The following is a 15,205-nucleotide window of genomic DNA, read 5'->3' as shown; positions in this document are numbered from 1 at the left end:
ATCACCCGGTCACCACGGTGAGGTCCGCGGTGAAGTCGCGGTCCAGGGGAAACACCGGTCGCACCACACGCTGGTACGGCAGCCGCGCGAGGTCCTGGTCGACGCCGCCCGGGGTCAGCGCGAGCAGCCAGTCTCCGGCCGCGTCGAACAGTTCGGGTTCGAGGTAGCCGATCTTCACCACGACGAGATCCATCTCGTCGACCGCGATCCCCAGCCGGGCGTAGGAGTCCAGCAGGCGGTACTGCATCCGGCGGGACGTGACGAAGACGCTCAGCCCGCCGACCCGTACGCTGGCGCACCGCCCACCGTCGGGATCCTCGGCGACCGCCTCAAGGATCCCGTCGAGCGGCAGCGGGCCCGGGTCCCGGGAGTCGATCCGCCCGCCGACCGTCACCCGCACCGGCGAGCCGAGCGGCTGGTCGGCGATCTGCGCTACGGCCTGCGGGTCGACCAGCGAGGCGAACACGGCGCGTCGGGAGCCGTCGCGGATCTCGGGGCGGGCCAGCAGCCGGTCGAGGGCGAAGGTGACGTCGTCGGCGCCGCCGGCGCCAGGGTTGTCGCCCGAGTCGCTGATGAAGAAGGGTCGCCGGGCCGGATCCGCGATCGCGGCCAGGGCCCTGTCGAGGCACTCGTCCATCGAGCCGGTGGGGGCGACGAAGGCGAAGTCGTCGCGGGCCGCCCAGAAGTGCCCGCCGAGCTCGCGGGCCGCCTCGGTGGTGGCGGTGGCGTCGGTGCCGGTGACGACGACCGCGCCCCGGCAGCGCGGCTGGTCGGCCCAGGCGAACCCGATCCAGATCGCGGCGTCGACGATGCCGTCCCGGGCCTCGACCTCGGTGATCCTCGCGTAGAGCCCCCGGGCCGGCTCCTCGCGGGTGCTGGTCATCTCGCCCGGCAGCAGGATCGGCACGTGGACCAGGGCCTTGTGCGGGCGCCACTGCCGGCGCAGCGCCTCGACCAGGTTCCGGGCGGCGCGCTCACGGGTCTCCCACACGTCGATGTGCGGGGCGGTGCGATAGCAGGTGAGCAGGTCGCAGGCATCGAAAAGCACCTGCGAGACGTTGCCGTGCAGGTCCATCGCCGCGGAGACGAACGGCTCCGGCCCGAGCACCGACCGGATGGCGGTGACCAGGTCGCCCTCCGCGTCGTCGCGTCCGACGACGCTCATCGCACCGTGGATGTCCAGCAGCATGCCGTCCACCGGGCCGGCGGCAGCCAGCTGCTCCACCAGCTCGGTGGCCCAGGCCTCGTACGTCGCCGGGTCCACCGCCCCGCCGGGCAGGGCCCGGGCGTGCACGAGCGGTATCCATTCGACGTCAGCGGCCCAGGGCTCGGCGGGGGAGAGCCAGTCGTAGCGCGCCAGCAGCGCATCGCCCCGGGTGACCTCGAAGTCGTGGGCGGTGCTGAGGTGGGGCGAGAACGTGCTGGATTCGATGTGGATGCCGCCGATGGCGATGCGGAGGGGACGGGGCACGGGTGTTGCTCCTCAGGAGGGTCGTACGTCGGCCGTCGTGCGCAGCAGGTGCCCGAGGCCGACCAGGGCCGCATCGGGGCCCGCGACGCTGGCTTCGATGGTCAGGGACTGGGTCATGGACGGTAGGCAGCGCTCGTAGAGCATCCCCCGGGTCGCGGCCACGTAGACGTCGAGGCTGGACAGCGCGCCGCCGATGACGACGGCGTCGGGGTTGAGGAAGTTGACCAGGCCGGAGAGCGCCACGCCGAGCAGCCTGCCGGCGTGACGCACCATGGTCACCACGGTCGGGTCGGCGTCGCTGACCGCCGCCATGATGTCCCGGACGGTGGTCGCCGATGAGCCCTGCTCGGCCAACTGGCGGGCCAGGGCGGCACCGCTGGCAACGGTCTCCAGGCAGCCCCGGCTGCCGCAGGAGCACTCCCGCTCGCCACTGTCCGCCACGCGTACGTGGGTGACATCGCCGCTGAGGCCGCGACCGCCCCGGTAGACCTGTCCGCCGCTGACCAGACAGGCACCGATGCCGGTGCCGGCCTTGACGTAGATCATGTCGCCGAACTCGTTTCTCCGGGTGACGTACTCGCCGATCGCCGCCGCCTTGGCGTCGTTGTCGACGGCCACCGGCACCTGGAAGCGCGCGGCGAGGTGGTCCCGGGCGTCGACGCCGCTCCAACCGGGCATCCGGGCCGGGCCGACCAGCCGGCCGCCGGGGAACTCGACCGGGCCCGGTAGGGCGACGCCGACCCCGAGCAGCTCCTGGCCCGGCGCGGCCGCCGCCTGGAGCCGCGCGAATGTCGCCGCGACGACGTCGAACACCTCTTCGGGCCCGGCGGCGATGTCGAGGGCCACCTCCTCGGTGGTGCGCAGCCCGCCGTCGGGCGCGCACAACCCCACCCGGGCGTGCCGGCCGCCCAGCTCGGCGACGGCGAGGACCCCCTTGGTCTCCCGCAGGCGCAGGATCCGGGGGCGCCGTCCCCCGGTGGACCGGCCCACCCCCTCCTCCAGGATGACGCCCTCCTCGAGCAGGCGGCGTACCACGCTGGTGACGGTCGAGGGGGCGACCTGCAACGCCTCGATGAGGTCGGCGCGCGAGGTGGCCGCGCCGCTGGCCAGCAGGTCGAGGGTCTGGTCGCGCAGGGTGGCGGAGATCGATGGTTCCAAGGTGCTTCTCCTTGTTTGGGCGGTCCTCCGGCGCCGCCTCAGTGTGTCGCAGTGCCACGGCCGGTGCGCTCCGGAGCCCACGCGAAGAGTATCGGTCGATGCTTCGCCGACTTCGATCGTACCTTGGCCAAAGTCGCCGAATAAAGAGGGTAACTTTCGTTGACTCAGCACTTCGGCGCGGTTACATTCTCCGCGTCGAACGTCGAGGAGCAGCACCAGGCGGCGGGACGCATGCCGACGCCGCCGGCGCCCGGAGACGCGGGGCACGTGCACATCAATCGAGGAGACTCATGAGGAGCAGATTTCCCGGGCGCGCCCTCCGCGGCGCGGTGGCGGTAGCCAGCGCGGTCGCCCTCGGGGCGGGCCTGGTCGCCTGCGGTGGCGGCAGCGGTTCGTCGAAGGCGGGCGGGAGTCAGGGCAAGGACACCGTGACTGTCGCCTTCCGTACCCCCAACTGGATCCTGCCGATCTCGGCACCCGGCTTCACCCAGGGCGAGAACGCCATCTTCGGGCAGGCGCTGTACCGATCCCTGTACCAGTACAAGCTGGACGGCACCGCGCAGTACAACATCGACCGGCAGCGCTCGATGGCCGAGCCGCCGGTGGTGAGCGACGGCGGCAGGACGCTGACCATCACGCTGAAGGACAACACCTGGTCCGACGGCAAGCCCGTCACCACCAAGGACATCCAGTTCTGGTACGACCTGGTCACGGCGAACAAGGACAAGTGGGCGTCCTACCGGGCCGGCGGCCTCCCGGACAACATCGCGCAGTGGTCGGTCAAGGACGACAAGACCTTCTCGATCACCACGAAGGAGGTGTACAACACCGCCTGGTTCGTGGACAACCAGCTCAACAAGATCACCCCGATGCCGGAGCACGTCTGGGACAAGGACTCCGCCACCGCGGCCGTGAGCAACCTGGCCAGCACGCCGGAGGGCGCGAAGAAGGTCTTCGACTTCCTCACCGCGGCCTCGAAGGACCCCAAGACGTACGACTCCAACGAGCTGTGGAAGGTCAACAGCGGCCCGTGGAGGCTGGCGAAGTACGTGCCGAACGGCGAGGTCACCCTCGCCGCCCAGCCGAACTACTCCGGGGTGGACAAGCCGAAGCTCGCCAAGGTCGTGCTCCGGCCGTTCACCGGCGACGACGCCGAGTTCAACGTGCTGCGCGCCGGTGACATCGACTACGGGTACGTGCCGGCGGCCAACCTGTCCCAGGAGGACTACCTCAAGTCCAAGGGCTACACGGTCTCCCCCTGGTACGGCTGGTCCGTCACCTACCTGCAGCTGAACTTCAACAACCCGAAGACCGGGGTGCTGTTCAAGCAGCCGTACCTGCGGCAGTCGATGCAGATGCTCATCGACCAGCCGACGATCAGCAAGGTGATCTGGTCCGGCACGGCCGCGCCGACCTGCGGCCCGGTGCCCGCCAAGCCGGGCACCAACGGCACCGACGCCGCCGGCTGCGTGTACTCGTTCGACCCGGCCAAGGCCAAGGAACTGCTCGAGAGCCACGGCTGGCAGGTGACCCCGGACGGGCAGACCACCTGCCAGACGCCGGGCACCGGACCGAACCAGTGCGGCGACGGCATCGCCGCCGGCACGGCGCTGAACCTCACCGTGACCAGCCAGACCGGCTTCGCCGCCACGACCAAGATGTTCGCCGAGATCAAGTCGCAGATGGCCAAGCTCGGCATCCAGCTGACCATCAAGGAGGTGCCCGACTCGGTCGCGGTCACCCCGGCCTGCAAGCCGACGGACGCGACCTGCTCGTGGGACATGTCCTTCTTCGGCTCGCAGGGCAGCTGGTACTACCCGGCCTTCGCCAGCGGCGAGCGGCTCTTCGCCACCGACGCCCCGGTGAACCTGGGCAGCTACAGCAACCCCGAGGCCGACAAGCTCATCGAGGCCACGCAGTTCTCCGGCGACGAGAGCGCGCTCAAGGCGTACAACGACTTCCTCGCCAAGGACCTGCCGGTGCTCTGGATGCCGAACCCGGTGTTCCAGGTCTCGGCATACCGGGCCGGTCTGCAGGGCGTCGAGCCGCAGGACCCGATGAACTTCATGTACTTCCAGGACTGGTCCTGGAAGTAATCGATCACTGATCGTCCCGGCTCCGGCGGCGCCCACCGCGCCGCCGGAGCCCCGACCGGGAGGAGGAACCGCCCAGGTGGTCCGGTACCTCATCACGCGCTTGGGCCAGGCCCTCATCGTCGTCGTGCTCGTCACGGTGATCGCGTTCCTCATCCTGCACCTGCTGCCCGGGGGCGCGGCGCGGGCCACCCTCGGCAAGGAGGCGACGCTGGAGCAGTTGGCGGCGTTCAACCACGAGATGGGCTACGACCGGCCCTGGATCCAGCAGTACGGCATGTACGTGCAGCGCCTGCTGCACGGCGATCTCGGCTACTCGTACCAGCTCAACCAGTCGGTCGTCGAGGCAATCAGCCAGCGGCTGCCGAAGACCATGGTGTTGTCGCTGCTGTCGACCCTGCTCGCCATCGTGCTGGCGATCCCGCTCGGGGTGGTCCAGGCGGTGCGCCGCAACCGCTGGCCCGACTACACCATCACCTCGCTGTCGCTGCTGGCGTACGCCACGCCCATCTTCTTCATGGGCCTCATGATGATCATCCTCTTCTCGCAGGTCTGGCCGATCCTGCCGCCGGAGGCACCGCAAGGGTTCACGGTGGCGGAGGTGCTCGCCGATCCGGCCGGGCTGGTCCTGCCCACGGTCACGCTCGCCATCGTCACCATCGCGGTCTACTCGCGGTACGTACGCTCCGCCATGGTCGACAACCTCAACGAGAACTACGTCCGCACCGCCCGCAGCAAGGGCCTCTCCGAGCGGCGGGTCGTCCTGCGGCACACGCTGCGCAACGGGTTGTTCCCGGTCATCACACTGCTCGGGATGTACCTACCCGCGCTGTTCAGCGGGGCGTTGGTCGTCGAGTCGCTGTTCAACTTCCCCGGCATGGGGCAGCTGTTCTGGCAGGCGGCGCTGAAGCGTGACTTCCCGATCCTGCTCGGGGTCACCGTTATCATCTCGATCGCGACGGTCGTCGGCGCGCTCGTCGCCGACCTGCTCTATGCCGCCGTCGATCCCCGGGTCCGACTCCGCGGGAGCGCGTCATGACCACCCTCTCCCAGGCGGTCCGCCCAGGCACCGCCCCCGACCAGCCGGCGGACGCGGCCGAGGCGCCGGTGCGCGGACTCTGGCGGCAGGGGCTGGTCGTCTTCTGCGAGAACCGGCTCGCCCTGGTGGGCCTGGGCCTGTTCGTCCTGCTGGCCGGGATCTGCTTCCTCGGCCCGCTCTTCTACCACACCGACCAGGTGCACACGGACCTCACCGCCGTACACCTGGCCCCGGGTGAGCAGGGGCATCCGCTCGGCACCGACGGGGTCGGCTACGACCAGTTGGGGCGGCTCATGCTCGGCGGTCAGACCTCGATCATCGTCGGGCTCGCGGCCGGGATCCTCGCCACCGCCGTGGGCACGCTCTGGGGCGCCGTCGCCGGGTTCGTCGGGGGGTGGGCGGATTCGGCGATGATGCGGGTGGTCGACGCGATGATGTCGATCCCGTCGCTGTTCCTCTTCATGCTGCTCGCCGCCATCGTCACCCCGAGCGTGCCGATGCTCATCCTCATCATCGGCGCCTTCGCCTGGCTGGGGCCGGCCCGGCTGGTCCGGGGTGAGGCACTGACCCTGCGCTCCCGCGAGTACGTCCAGGCCATGCGGGCGATGGGCGGCACGGGCGGCCGGGCGGTGCGCCGGCACATCGTGCCGAACGCCATCGGGACCGTGATCGTCAACGCGACCTTCCAGGTCGCCGACGCGATCCTCTACGTCGCGTACCTGTCGTTCCTCGGCCTCGGTGTCCCCCCGCCGGCGGCGAACTGGGGCGGGATGCTCTCCGACGGCCTCGCGGACACCTACAGCGGCCACTGGTGGCTGCTGTATCCGCCCGGAATCGCCATCATCCTCATCGTCCTCGCCTTCAACTTCATCGGCGACGGGCTGAGGGACGCCTTCGAGGTCCGCCTCCGGCGGCGGTAGCAGGAGCAGGAAATGAGCGAATCGACCGACCTTCGGCACTCCTCGGCGGCCGGGCAGCCGGCAGGGGCCCAGCCCCTGCTGGAACTGCGCGATCTCGACACCGACATCGCGCTGCGCCGCGGCACGGTACACGCCCTCGACGGAGTCAATCTCGAGGTCATGCCGGGGGAGACCCTCGGCGTCGTGGGTGAGTCCGGCAGCGGCAAGACGATGACCGCGCTGTCGATCATGGGGCTGCTGCCGCCCGGCGGCCGGGTGTCCGGCGGGCAGATCCTCTTCGAAGGCCGGGACCTGCGATCGTTGCCGGCAGACGAGGTACGCCGGATCCGTGGTGTCCGGATGGGCATGGTCTTCCAGGACCCGCTCACCTCGCTCAACCCGACCATGCGGATCGGCGTGCAGGTCGCCGAACCGCTGCGGGTGCACGAGCGAGTCGGCAGGGCGGAGGCCTGGGAGCGGGCCATCGAGATCCTGCGCCGGGTCGGGATGCCACGCCCGGACCGGATCGTCGACAACTATCCGCACGAGTTGTCCGGCGGGATGCGGCAACGGGTCGCCATCGCGATGGCACTGGTCTGCTCCCCGCGCCTGCTCATCGCCGACGAGCCGACCACGGCGCTCGACGTCACCACGCAGCGGCAGATCCTCGAACTCATCGACGACCTGCGGGAAGAGTTCGGGATGGCCGTCATCCTGGTCACCCATGACCTGGGGGTGATCGCCGGCCGCGCCGACCGGGTCGCCGTCATGTATGCCGGACGGGTGGTGGAGACCGCCGCGACCGAGCAACTGTTCCGCTCGCCTCGGCACCGCTACACCGAGGCGCTGATGGAGGCGCTCCCCGAGTCGGCGATCCGGGAGAGCGGTGAACACGCCCGGCTCTACAGCATCCCAGGATTGCCGCCGGACCTGTCCCGGCCCCTGGCCGGCTGCCGGTTCGCGCCACGCTGCCGGCACTTCACCGACGAGTGCCGGACCACCGATGTGGCCCTGTCGGCCGGCGAGCACCGGCACGCCTGTCTGCACCCGGTGTCCGCCGCACCGGTCACCCCGCCGCCTCGGGTGCGGGTCGAGCCGGCCGACTCGACGGCCGGAGCAGACCAGCCGGCGGCGACCCCGGTCCTGTCGGTGCAGGCGCTGGTCAAGAACTACGCGGCGCACGGCCGCGGGCTGCTGCGCCGGTCCGCCGGGCAGGTGAGCGCCGTGGCGGGTGTCTCCTTCGAGGTCGGCCCGGGGGAGACCTTCGGGCTGGTCGGCGAGTCCGGCTGCGGCAAGTCCACCGTGGGGCGGCTGGCCGTCGGGCTGGAACGGCCGACCGCCGGGCAGATCCTGCTGGACGGCACGGACATCGCCAGCCTGGCCGGGCGGGAGCGCCGCCGGATGCACCGGCAGGTCCAATTGATGTTCCAGGACAGCTACGCCGCGATGAACCCGCGGATGCGCGTCGACTCCATCCTCGCCGAGCCGCTCGAGATCCAGAAGGTGGGCGACGGGGCAGCGCGGCGGGCGCGGATCGCGACGCTGCTCGACCAGGTGGGGCTGTCGCGGCGGGTCCTGGAGCGCTACCCCCACGAGTTCTCCGGCGGTCAGCTGCAGCGCATCGGGCTGGCCCGGTCGCTGGCCCTGCAACCCCGGCTGATCGTCGGCGACGAACCGGTCAGCGCGCTGGACGTGTCGATCCAGGCGCAGGTCCTCAACCTCATGCGGGACCTGCAGCGCGAGCTTGGCCTGGCGTACGTCTTCATCAGCCACGACCTGTCCGTCGTCGACTACATGGCGGACCGGATCGGCGTCATGTACCTCGGCAAGCTCGTCGAGGTCGGTCCCGCCCGGGACGTGGTCCGGGCCGCCCGGCATCCGTACACGCAGGCGCTCATCGACGCCGTCCCCTCGATCACGCCGAACGCCGCGACCGCTCGCGACGGCGTCACCATCCGTGGCGAGCTGCCCAGCGCGTTGAACCCGCCCACCGGGTGCCGGTTCCGGACCCGCTGCCCGCTGGCGCAGGAGATCTGCGCGACGGAGCCGCCGCTGGCCGGCGACGGGCACCAGGTGGCCTGCCACTTCCCGCTGCGTCCGGAGTCGACCAAGGCGTCCGCACGGGCCGGGGCGGCCGCATGACCACGGTGGAGATCTGCGTCAGTGATGTGCCGACCGCACTGGTGGCCGAGGCCGCCGGGGCCGACCGGCTGGAGCTCTGCGCCGATCTCGGCCAGGGCGGCACCACCCCCAGCCTGGGCACCGTCGAGGTCGCCCTGCGGACGTTGCGCCGGGTGGGGGTACGCGTCATGGTCCGTCCCCGGGGCGGTGACTTCCGGTTGAGCGAAATCGAGGAGCAGGTCATGCTCGCCGACATCGCGGCCATCCGGAGCCTGCCCAATCCGCACGGCCTCGCGGTCGGGGTGGTGGTCGGTGCGGTCACCGCCGACGGCGGCCTCGACCTGGCCGTGCTCCGGCGCCTGATCGAGGCGGCGGGGCCGCTGCCGGTGACGGTGCACAAGGCCTTCGACGAGGTCGGCGACCAGCTGGAGGCGATCGAGGAGATCATCGACCTCGGAGCCGACGCGGTGCTCACCTCGGGCGCGGCGCCCACCGCGCTGGCCGGCGCCGCGCGGATCGCTGCGCTGCGGCAGCGGGCCGGCGACCGGTTGCGGGTCATCGCCGGCGGCGGCATCCGGTCGCACAACGTCCGGCAGGTGCTCGCGGAGACCGGGGCGCGGGAGGTGCACCTGCGGGCACCGGTGCGGCGCGACGGACGCGAGGCCACCGACGGCGACGAGGTACGTCGGGTCGTCGCCGCCACACGCACCCAGTCCGGCCCAGGGGAGTGAGCGCTCCGATCCCCGGGTCAGCCGGGTACCGGCAATCGGCCGTGGGCGACGGCGTCCAGCCGTCCCCACGGGCCGGGCACGCCGAGCAGTTCGACGAGCCCGATCGTCTCCGGGACCGCCGGTTCGACCGACAGGTGCCCTTCGCAAGGTTCCACGCCCAGCAGGGTGCGTAGCAGCATGAGCGGGGCTGAGGCAGAGATGGCCTGCGGGGAGCCGATTCGTGGCAGGGTGACCGGGTACCTGGTCAGGCTCCGGCCGTATCCGGCGAACGCGCCGGGTAGTCGTCCGTCGAAACAGCTCGCCGCCGTCAGGATTCCTTCCGCGACCCGGGCCGCCTCCCGGTCATGCCCGTACCGGCGTAGGCCGTAGGCGATCAGCGCGTTGTCGAACGGCCACACCATCCCGGTGTGGGTGCCGATCGGGTTGTAACGGTGGTTGTCGGTGGCCAGTGTCCGGATTCCCCAGCCCGAATACAGCCGGTCGCTCATCAGGTGCTCGGCCACCTGGGCCGCCTTCTCCTCGGTGGCGATCCCGCTCCACAGCAGGTGGCCGATGTTCGAGGTGAGCCCGTCCACCTGGGTGCCGTCGGCCTCCAGAGCGACCGCGTAGTAACCGCGATCGGCGATCCAGAAGTCCCGGTTGAACCGGTCCTTCAGGTCTGCGGCCTCCCGCTCCAGGCGATCGGCGTACGCCGGGTCGTCCCAGACCTGCCGGGCCAGCCGGGCACCTCGCAGTTTCGCGTCGTACGCGTAGCCCTGCAGCTCGCAGGTGGCGAGGGGATAGCCGGGCAGCCGCCCGTCGCGGTAGGAGATGCCGTCCGGGGTGTTCTTCCAACCCTGGTTGATGACGCCGCACCGCTGGTTGCGCCGCTGGTACGCCACGTACCCTCGGCCGGTCAGGTCGGCGTACTGGTCGATCCAGGCCAGCGCCTTGCGCGTCTCGTACTCAAGTTCGCGCACCAGGCTCTCGTCGCCGGTCCACCGCTCGTACTCGTCGAGCAGCACCACGAACAGCAGGGTCGTGTCGGCCGCGCTGAAGTCGGCGGCCTGTGGCTGCTCCTCGAAGGCCGCGCTCTCGCCGTACCGGACCTCGTAGAAGACCTTGCCCGGATCCTCTTCCCGGAAGTCGTCTGGCAGGGTGCCGTGCCCGACCGCGCACAACCGCAGGGTGGGCACGCTCAGCTGCGGGGTGAACGAGATCGCCTGCAGGCAGGAGATGAGAGCGTCCCGGGCGATCAGGGTCATGTACCAGGGCATCCCGGCCATGGGCAGCCGCTCCCGGTAGGTCCATGTGGAGTAACGCAGCGCACCCAGGTCGATCAAGCTGCGGCGGTAGGTGACGGCCAGCGAGTCCGAGTCGGTGCGCAGGTCTGGTGCCGAGTCGAGCCATTCCTCGAGCTCGCGGCGCATCTCCGGTCGTTTCCGTCCGCGGTGGGACGCGAGGTTGGCCCGAACGTCCCGGCCGTGAGCGCCGCGCAGCACCGCGTCCACCCGCAAGGTGGTTCGCCAGCTGCCGTGCGGTCCGATGGTCACCTCGAACGTCATGCCCCGTTCGTCGACCGCCGCCGGCTCGGACGACGTCACGATCGTCTCCCGGACGAACGACTCCCGCTCGTAGGTCAGCCGCAGGCCGTCGTTGTCGACGCGGACTGAGGTGCGGCCTTGCCGTGGTCCGCCGCCATCGCGGCGCAACTCCACCGTGTCTGCGAAGTCATTGCCGATGTCCATCCTGACCCGCATCGTCACGGGTGACTTGTCGTGATTGAGCACGATCAGCTGCTCGTTGAAGGTGCCCTCGATCGAACGGTGCCGGATCACCGACACCGTCGCGTCCACGTAGTGGGTCGCCGCCCCGGGAACCAGGAAGAACCGCGTCTCGAAGAAGTTCAGCTCGTCCACGGCAAGCAGGTTCAGGCGTTTCCCGTTGACGGTCAGGGCCCACTGATTCAGAAACCGGGTGTCGAAGGAGTACAGCCCGGTCGCAACACCCGCAACGGCGGACATGTCGCCGCGGTTGTCGCTCAGGATGTAGGTGTTGCCGTCCACGGTGCTGACCAGCTTCGGATCCACGTTCAGCCCTCCGGTGTCCGAGCCGCGGTCCGGCCGGCTCCCCGAGCCGTCGGCAGCAGTTCGCGCAGCGTGGCCAGCAGGCTGATGTCGCCTTCGATGCTGAGCAGGTTCCGCCACACGGCGGCGTACACCCCCTGCTCACCGGTCAGTATCCGGGCGAACACGTCCCGCCTGGCCCGGATGACGGAGTCCGCCTCCCGGCTGTCTCTGGCGACCTGCACGTCTCCCGAGTCGAAGATCAGCACCCAGTGCTCCAGCACGTGGTCGACGGTCAGGTCGAACCGCATCGTCCCGGCGTACTTCTCGGGAAGATGCGGCCTGCTCCGTTCGATGTCGGCGAAGAACTCCTTGATCGGGTCGGTCATTCGTCCCCCCAGCCGTACGCCGGCAGGGACAGACTCACGGACGCGAGGGCGAGCCGGCGTCACCCAGATCGGGTGATTTCCGTTGTCGGCCGCCCTGGCGCCATCAGGTTCCCAGGGTCAGGGCGGCCAGTGCCGCGTTCGTGATCGATCCGGGGAGCAGGTCGTGGATCTCGTAGAGGTCGGCGACGCTGCCCGATTGTCCGAACTCGTCGACCCCGAGCGGCACCGCGGGCACGCCGAGCGCGGAGCCGAGCCACGCGAGCGCGTGACTGGAGGCGTCGTGGACGGTCACGAGGGGCGCCCGCGTCGCGAACGCGCTGCGCAACGCGCCGGGGCTGGCCGGCGCGGTCGCGGTCCGGATGCCTTGCCGCAGTGCCCGCTGCCAGGCGGTGAAGAGGCGGTCGGCGGAGGTGATGTCCACGACGTGTGCGGCGATGCCTTCCTCGGCCAGCTCGGTCGCCGCCGCGACCGTCTCGGGCAGGACGGCGCCGCTGGCGGCCAGGTAGACCTGCGGTGCCCCGGCGGCGGCCAACTCGGACGCGTCGACCAGCCGGTACGCACCGGCCAGCACCTGCCGGCGCACGACCACGTCGCCCAGCCGGCTCCGGGCCGCTTCGAACGGTGCCTGGTCGATCGGGCGGGTCGACAGCCGCAGGTAGTACGCCCCGTGGTCGCCGGCGGCGCGCGCCGAGCCCGGGTCACCGGCGGCGATGCGCGACAGGGCGTCGCACATGAGCCAGTCCAGGGCGGTGGCGTATGCGGGCTCCAGGAAGGTCACGCCAGGCAGCTCGATGCCGATGGACGCGGTGATCGTGGACTGATGAGCCCCGCCCTCGGGTGCCAGGGTCACCCCGGAAGGCGTGCCGGCCACCAGGAACCGCGAGCCGGAATAGGCGCCGTGGATGAAGGCGTCCAGCCCCCGGCACACGAACGGGTCATAGACGGTGCCCACCGGCAGGAGCGGTTGGTCGGAGTGGTCCCAGGCCAGGCCAAGCTGCCCGAGCAGCAGGAACAGGTTCATCTCGCTGATGCCGAGCTCGATGTGCTGCCCGGTCGGTCCTTCCGCCCACCTCAGCACCGGGTCGGCGTTCCAGGATCGCCGCTGGGTGGGCGCGAACACGCCGGCCCGGTTGATGAACCCCGCCAGGTTGGTCGATGTCGCGACGTCCGGCGCGGTGGTCACCAGGTACGGGGCGACTGCTTCGTCGCGCGAGAGGTCCACCAGGATCCGGCCGAAGGCCTCCTGGGTGGACACCGGCCGGGAGACCCGTACCCCGGTGGCGGTCGGCACGGTGACGCCCAGCCGAGCGTGTCGCGGCTGCCGGGCCAGTTGCCGCGCGCGTTCCTCGATCCAGCGGCCCTCGGCCGAGTCGGGATCGAAGCGATCCCATTCCCGGTCGGCGCGTACGCCGGTCTGGGCCCGCAGCGCATCGATCTGCTCACCGGAGAGCAGGGCCGAGTGGTTGCGCGGATTCCCTGCTATGGGCAGGCCCCAGCCCTTGATGGTGTAGGCGAACAGCACCGTCGGTCGGTCCGTCGCGTCGCACTCGGCCAGCCCGTCCAGCACCGCGCCCAGGTCGTGGCCGCCCAGGTCGGTGACCAGTTCACCCAGGTCGTCGTCGGTGACGTCGGCGACGAGTTCCGCCAGGCCGGCGGGAGCCCCGTCCAGGAGCCGTTCCCGCAGTGCCGGGCCGCTGAGGCCGAACAGCGACTGGTACTGCTCGTTCGGCATCGCGTCGATCCACTCGCGCAGCAGCGGACCGTTGGGGCGGGAGAAGAACGCCTGGAGTCGCCGCCCGTACTTGACCTCGACCACGTGCCAGCCGTTGGCCTCGAACGAGGCCCGCCACTGGTCGATCCGGATTCCGGGAACGACCCGGTCCAGGGACTGCCGGTTGAAGTCCACGATCCAGGTGACCCTGCCCAGCCCGTGGGTGGCAGGATCGGCCACCGCTTCCCAGACGTTCCCCTCGTCCAGTTCGGCGTCGCCGAGCAGGGCGATGAACCGTGACCGGGGGCGCGCCCCGAAGTGGGCGTCCACGTAGCGGCGCACGGCCGCCGCGAAGAGCGGCGCCGCCGCGCCGAGCCCGACGGAGCCGGTCGAGAAGTCGACCTCGTCGGGATCCTTGGTCCGCGAGGGGTACGACTGCAGCCCGCCCCGTGCGCGCAGCTTCGTCAAGTAGGACCGGTCCAGCTTGCCGAGCAGGTAGTGGATCGCATGGAAGACCGGCGCGGCGTGCGGCTTGACCGCCACCCGGTCCGCCCCGTCCAGGTGCGCGAACCACAGCGCGGTCATCACCGTCACCATCGACGCCGATGACGCCTGGTGGCCCCCGACCTTGACCCCGTCGCCGGTGTCCCGCTCACGGTTGGCCGCATCCACGATCCGCGTCGCGAGCCACAGCACCCGGCGCTGGACGACGTCGAGGACGTCCAGGTCGACGTGCGGTTCGGCGTCCGGACCAGGCGGGCGTGCGGACACCACGGGGGAGGCGGGGGAGATGTCCGGAGGCTGACCAGGCAATCGGTCGGTGGGGTGGTTGACCGTGGTGCTCATGCCGGGACCCGAGCGGCACGCGAGTTGGTGACGAACTCGGCGACGCGGGCGAGGTCCTTCTCGAAGCCGCCTCCGGGCAGCGTCCGGTTGGTCAGCGTGAGCGAGTCCACGCCCCAGGGCTGCACGGTCGCGATCGCCGCCGCCACGTTCTCGGGCGACAGGCCCCCGGCGAGGATGACCGGGATGCCGACGGACGCGACGATTCGCGCGCTGATGTCCCAGTCGTGCACCACCCCGGCGGCGCCGACGCCCGCGACCTCGTCGGTGTGGGAGTCGAGGATGAGCAGGTCACTGACCTCGGCGTAGGCGCGGGCGGTGTCCACCGCCTCGGACCCGGTGACGGCGATGGCCTGCATGATCTTGCAGTCGGGCAGCCGGCGCCGGAGCGACGCGACGGCGGACGGCGGCACGGTGCCGGGCTCGCCGCACAGGTGCAGGATGTCGGGCTGGACCCGCGTGGTCATGCGGACGATCTCGTCGAGGTCACTGGAGACGGACAGGGCCACCGAGACCGCCTTCCCACGCAGCGCACGGACGGCTTCCGCTGCGGTGTCTTCATCGATCTCTCCCGGCAGGCCGAGCCTGGCCGGGGTGAGGCCGACGTGGTCGACTCCTACCTCCGCGAGGGCGAGGGCCTCGCGAGCGGACTGCGCGGTGTAGATCTGGACGATCACTCGGTTCTCCAACTGGTGTCCGAAATAG

Annotated in this window: 11 protein-coding genes; 5 read left to right on the top strand and 6 right to left on the bottom strand. The window is 70.8% G+C overall.

Translation table 11 applies throughout. The features are described 5' to 3' along the window. Window position 1: 1 nt before the first annotated feature. Both ACFYM6_RS15155 and ACFYM6_RS15150 read right to left on the bottom strand, forming a co-directional pair. The gene (locus ACFYM6_RS15155) at window positions 2–1,471 is read right to left on the bottom strand and encodes a M81 family metallopeptidase (protein ID WP_387275738.1); all 1,470 of its coding nucleotides are present in this window, start codon (window positions 1,469–1,471) and stop codon (window positions 2–4) included. Window positions 1,472–1,483: 12 nt separating this feature from the next. Then, window positions 1,484–2,629: an ROK family transcriptional regulator gene (locus ACFYM6_RS15150; protein ID WP_387275736.1), complete on the bottom strand. Its 1,146-nt coding sequence runs from the start codon at window positions 2,627–2,629 to the stop codon at window positions 1,484–1,486. Window positions 2,630–2,919: 290 nt separating this feature from the next. Here ACFYM6_RS15150 and ACFYM6_RS15145 point away from each other — a divergent pair, with 290 nt between their 5' ends. The 5 genes from ACFYM6_RS15145 (at window position 2,920) to ACFYM6_RS15125 (ending at window position 9,512) form a co-directional block, all read left to right on the top strand. Further along, entirely contained in the window at window positions 2,920–4,725 is a 1,806-nt protein-coding gene (locus ACFYM6_RS15145) for a peptide ABC transporter substrate-binding protein (RefSeq protein WP_387275734.1), read from the top strand. A gap of 76 nt (window positions 4,726–4,801) precedes the next feature. Further along, complete coding sequence (locus ACFYM6_RS15140; RefSeq protein WP_387275732.1) at window positions 4,802–5,761, top strand: ABC transporter permease; 960 nt, start codon at window positions 4,802–4,804, stop codon at window positions 5,759–5,761. Continuing rightward, a complete protein-coding gene (locus tag ACFYM6_RS15135) occupies window positions 5,758–6,681 on the top strand; it encodes an ABC transporter permease (RefSeq protein ID WP_387275731.1) in 924 nt (307 codons plus the stop codon). The genes ACFYM6_RS15140 and ACFYM6_RS15135 overlap by 4 nt, the downstream gene beginning before the upstream one ends. A 12-nt stretch (window positions 6,682–6,693) precedes the next feature. Then, on the top strand, window positions 6,694–8,802 hold the full coding sequence (locus tag ACFYM6_RS15130) for a dipeptide ABC transporter ATP-binding protein (protein ID WP_387275729.1): 2,109 nt from the start codon (window positions 6,694–6,696) through the stop codon (window positions 8,800–8,802). Continuing rightward, window positions 8,799–9,512: a copper homeostasis protein CutC gene (locus ACFYM6_RS15125; RefSeq protein ID WP_387275727.1), complete on the top strand. Its 714-nt coding sequence runs from the start codon at window positions 8,799–8,801 to the stop codon at window positions 9,510–9,512. The genes ACFYM6_RS15130 and ACFYM6_RS15125 overlap by 4 nt, the downstream gene beginning before the upstream one ends. A gap of 17 nt (window positions 9,513–9,529) precedes the next feature. Here the strand turns inward: ACFYM6_RS15125 and ACFYM6_RS15120 are convergent, their stop codons facing one another. From ACFYM6_RS15120 to ACFYM6_RS15105, 4 genes are all read right to left on the bottom strand, one after another. After that, window positions 9,530–11,581: a glycogen debranching N-terminal domain-containing protein gene (locus ACFYM6_RS15120; RefSeq protein WP_387275725.1), complete on the bottom strand. Its 2,052-nt coding sequence runs from the start codon at window positions 11,579–11,581 to the stop codon at window positions 9,530–9,532. 2 nt (window positions 11,582–11,583) lie between these two features. Next, the gene (locus ACFYM6_RS15115) at window positions 11,584–11,946 is read right to left on the bottom strand and encodes an SCP2 sterol-binding domain-containing protein (RefSeq protein ID WP_387275723.1); all 363 of its coding nucleotides are present in this window, start codon (window positions 11,944–11,946) and stop codon (window positions 11,584–11,586) included. Between the two features lie 103 nt (window positions 11,947–12,049). Continuing rightward, window positions 12,050–14,503 carry a pyruvate dehydrogenase gene (locus ACFYM6_RS15110; RefSeq protein WP_387275721.1) on the bottom strand — a complete coding sequence of 818 codons (2,454 nt, stop codon included), beginning with the start codon at window positions 14,501–14,503 and terminating at the stop codon, window positions 12,050–12,052. Then, window positions 14,500–15,177 (bottom strand): phosphoribosylanthranilate isomerase, encoded by a 678-nt coding sequence (locus ACFYM6_RS15105; RefSeq protein WP_387275719.1) that lies wholly within the window; start codon window positions 15,175–15,177, stop codon window positions 14,500–14,502. Before ACFYM6_RS15105 ends, ACFYM6_RS15110 begins: the two co-directional genes overlap by 4 nt. Window positions 15,178–15,205: the final 28 nt, after the last annotated feature.

Origin of the sequence: Micromonospora sp. NPDC006431, from assembly GCF_042870725.1 — a bacterium.
Classification (GTDB): domain Bacteria; phylum Actinomycetota; class Actinomycetes; order Mycobacteriales; family Micromonosporaceae; genus Micromonospora.
The sequence above is the reverse complement of the archived record's forward strand: the minus strand, read 5'-3'. Positions and strand labels throughout refer to the sequence as shown.

What these genes read in the sequence shown, in the direction of transcription:
- ACFYM6_RS15145 (WP_387275734.1), top strand. Translation starts at nt 2,920, where the DNA reads ATGAGGAGCAGATTTCCCGGGCGCGCCCTCCGCGGCGCGGTGGCGGTA.
- ACFYM6_RS15135 (WP_387275731.1), top strand. Translation starts at nt 5,758, where the DNA reads ATGACCACCCTCTCCCAGGCGGTCCGCCCAGGCACCGCCCCCGACCAG.
- ACFYM6_RS15130 (WP_387275729.1), top strand. Translation starts at nt 6,694, where the DNA reads ATGAGCGAATCGACCGACCTTCGGCACTCCTCGGCGGCCGGGCAGCCG.
- ACFYM6_RS15125 (WP_387275727.1), top strand. Translation starts at nt 8,799, where the DNA reads ATGACCACGGTGGAGATCTGCGTCAGTGATGTGCCGACCGCACTGGTG.
- ACFYM6_RS15115 (WP_387275723.1), bottom strand. Translation starts at nt 11,946, where the DNA reads ATGACCGACCCGATCAAGGAGTTCTTCGCCGACATCGAACGGAGCAGG.
- ACFYM6_RS15110 (WP_387275721.1), bottom strand. Translation starts at nt 14,503, where the DNA reads ATGAGCACCACGGTCAACCACCCCACCGACCGATTGCCTGGTCAGCCT.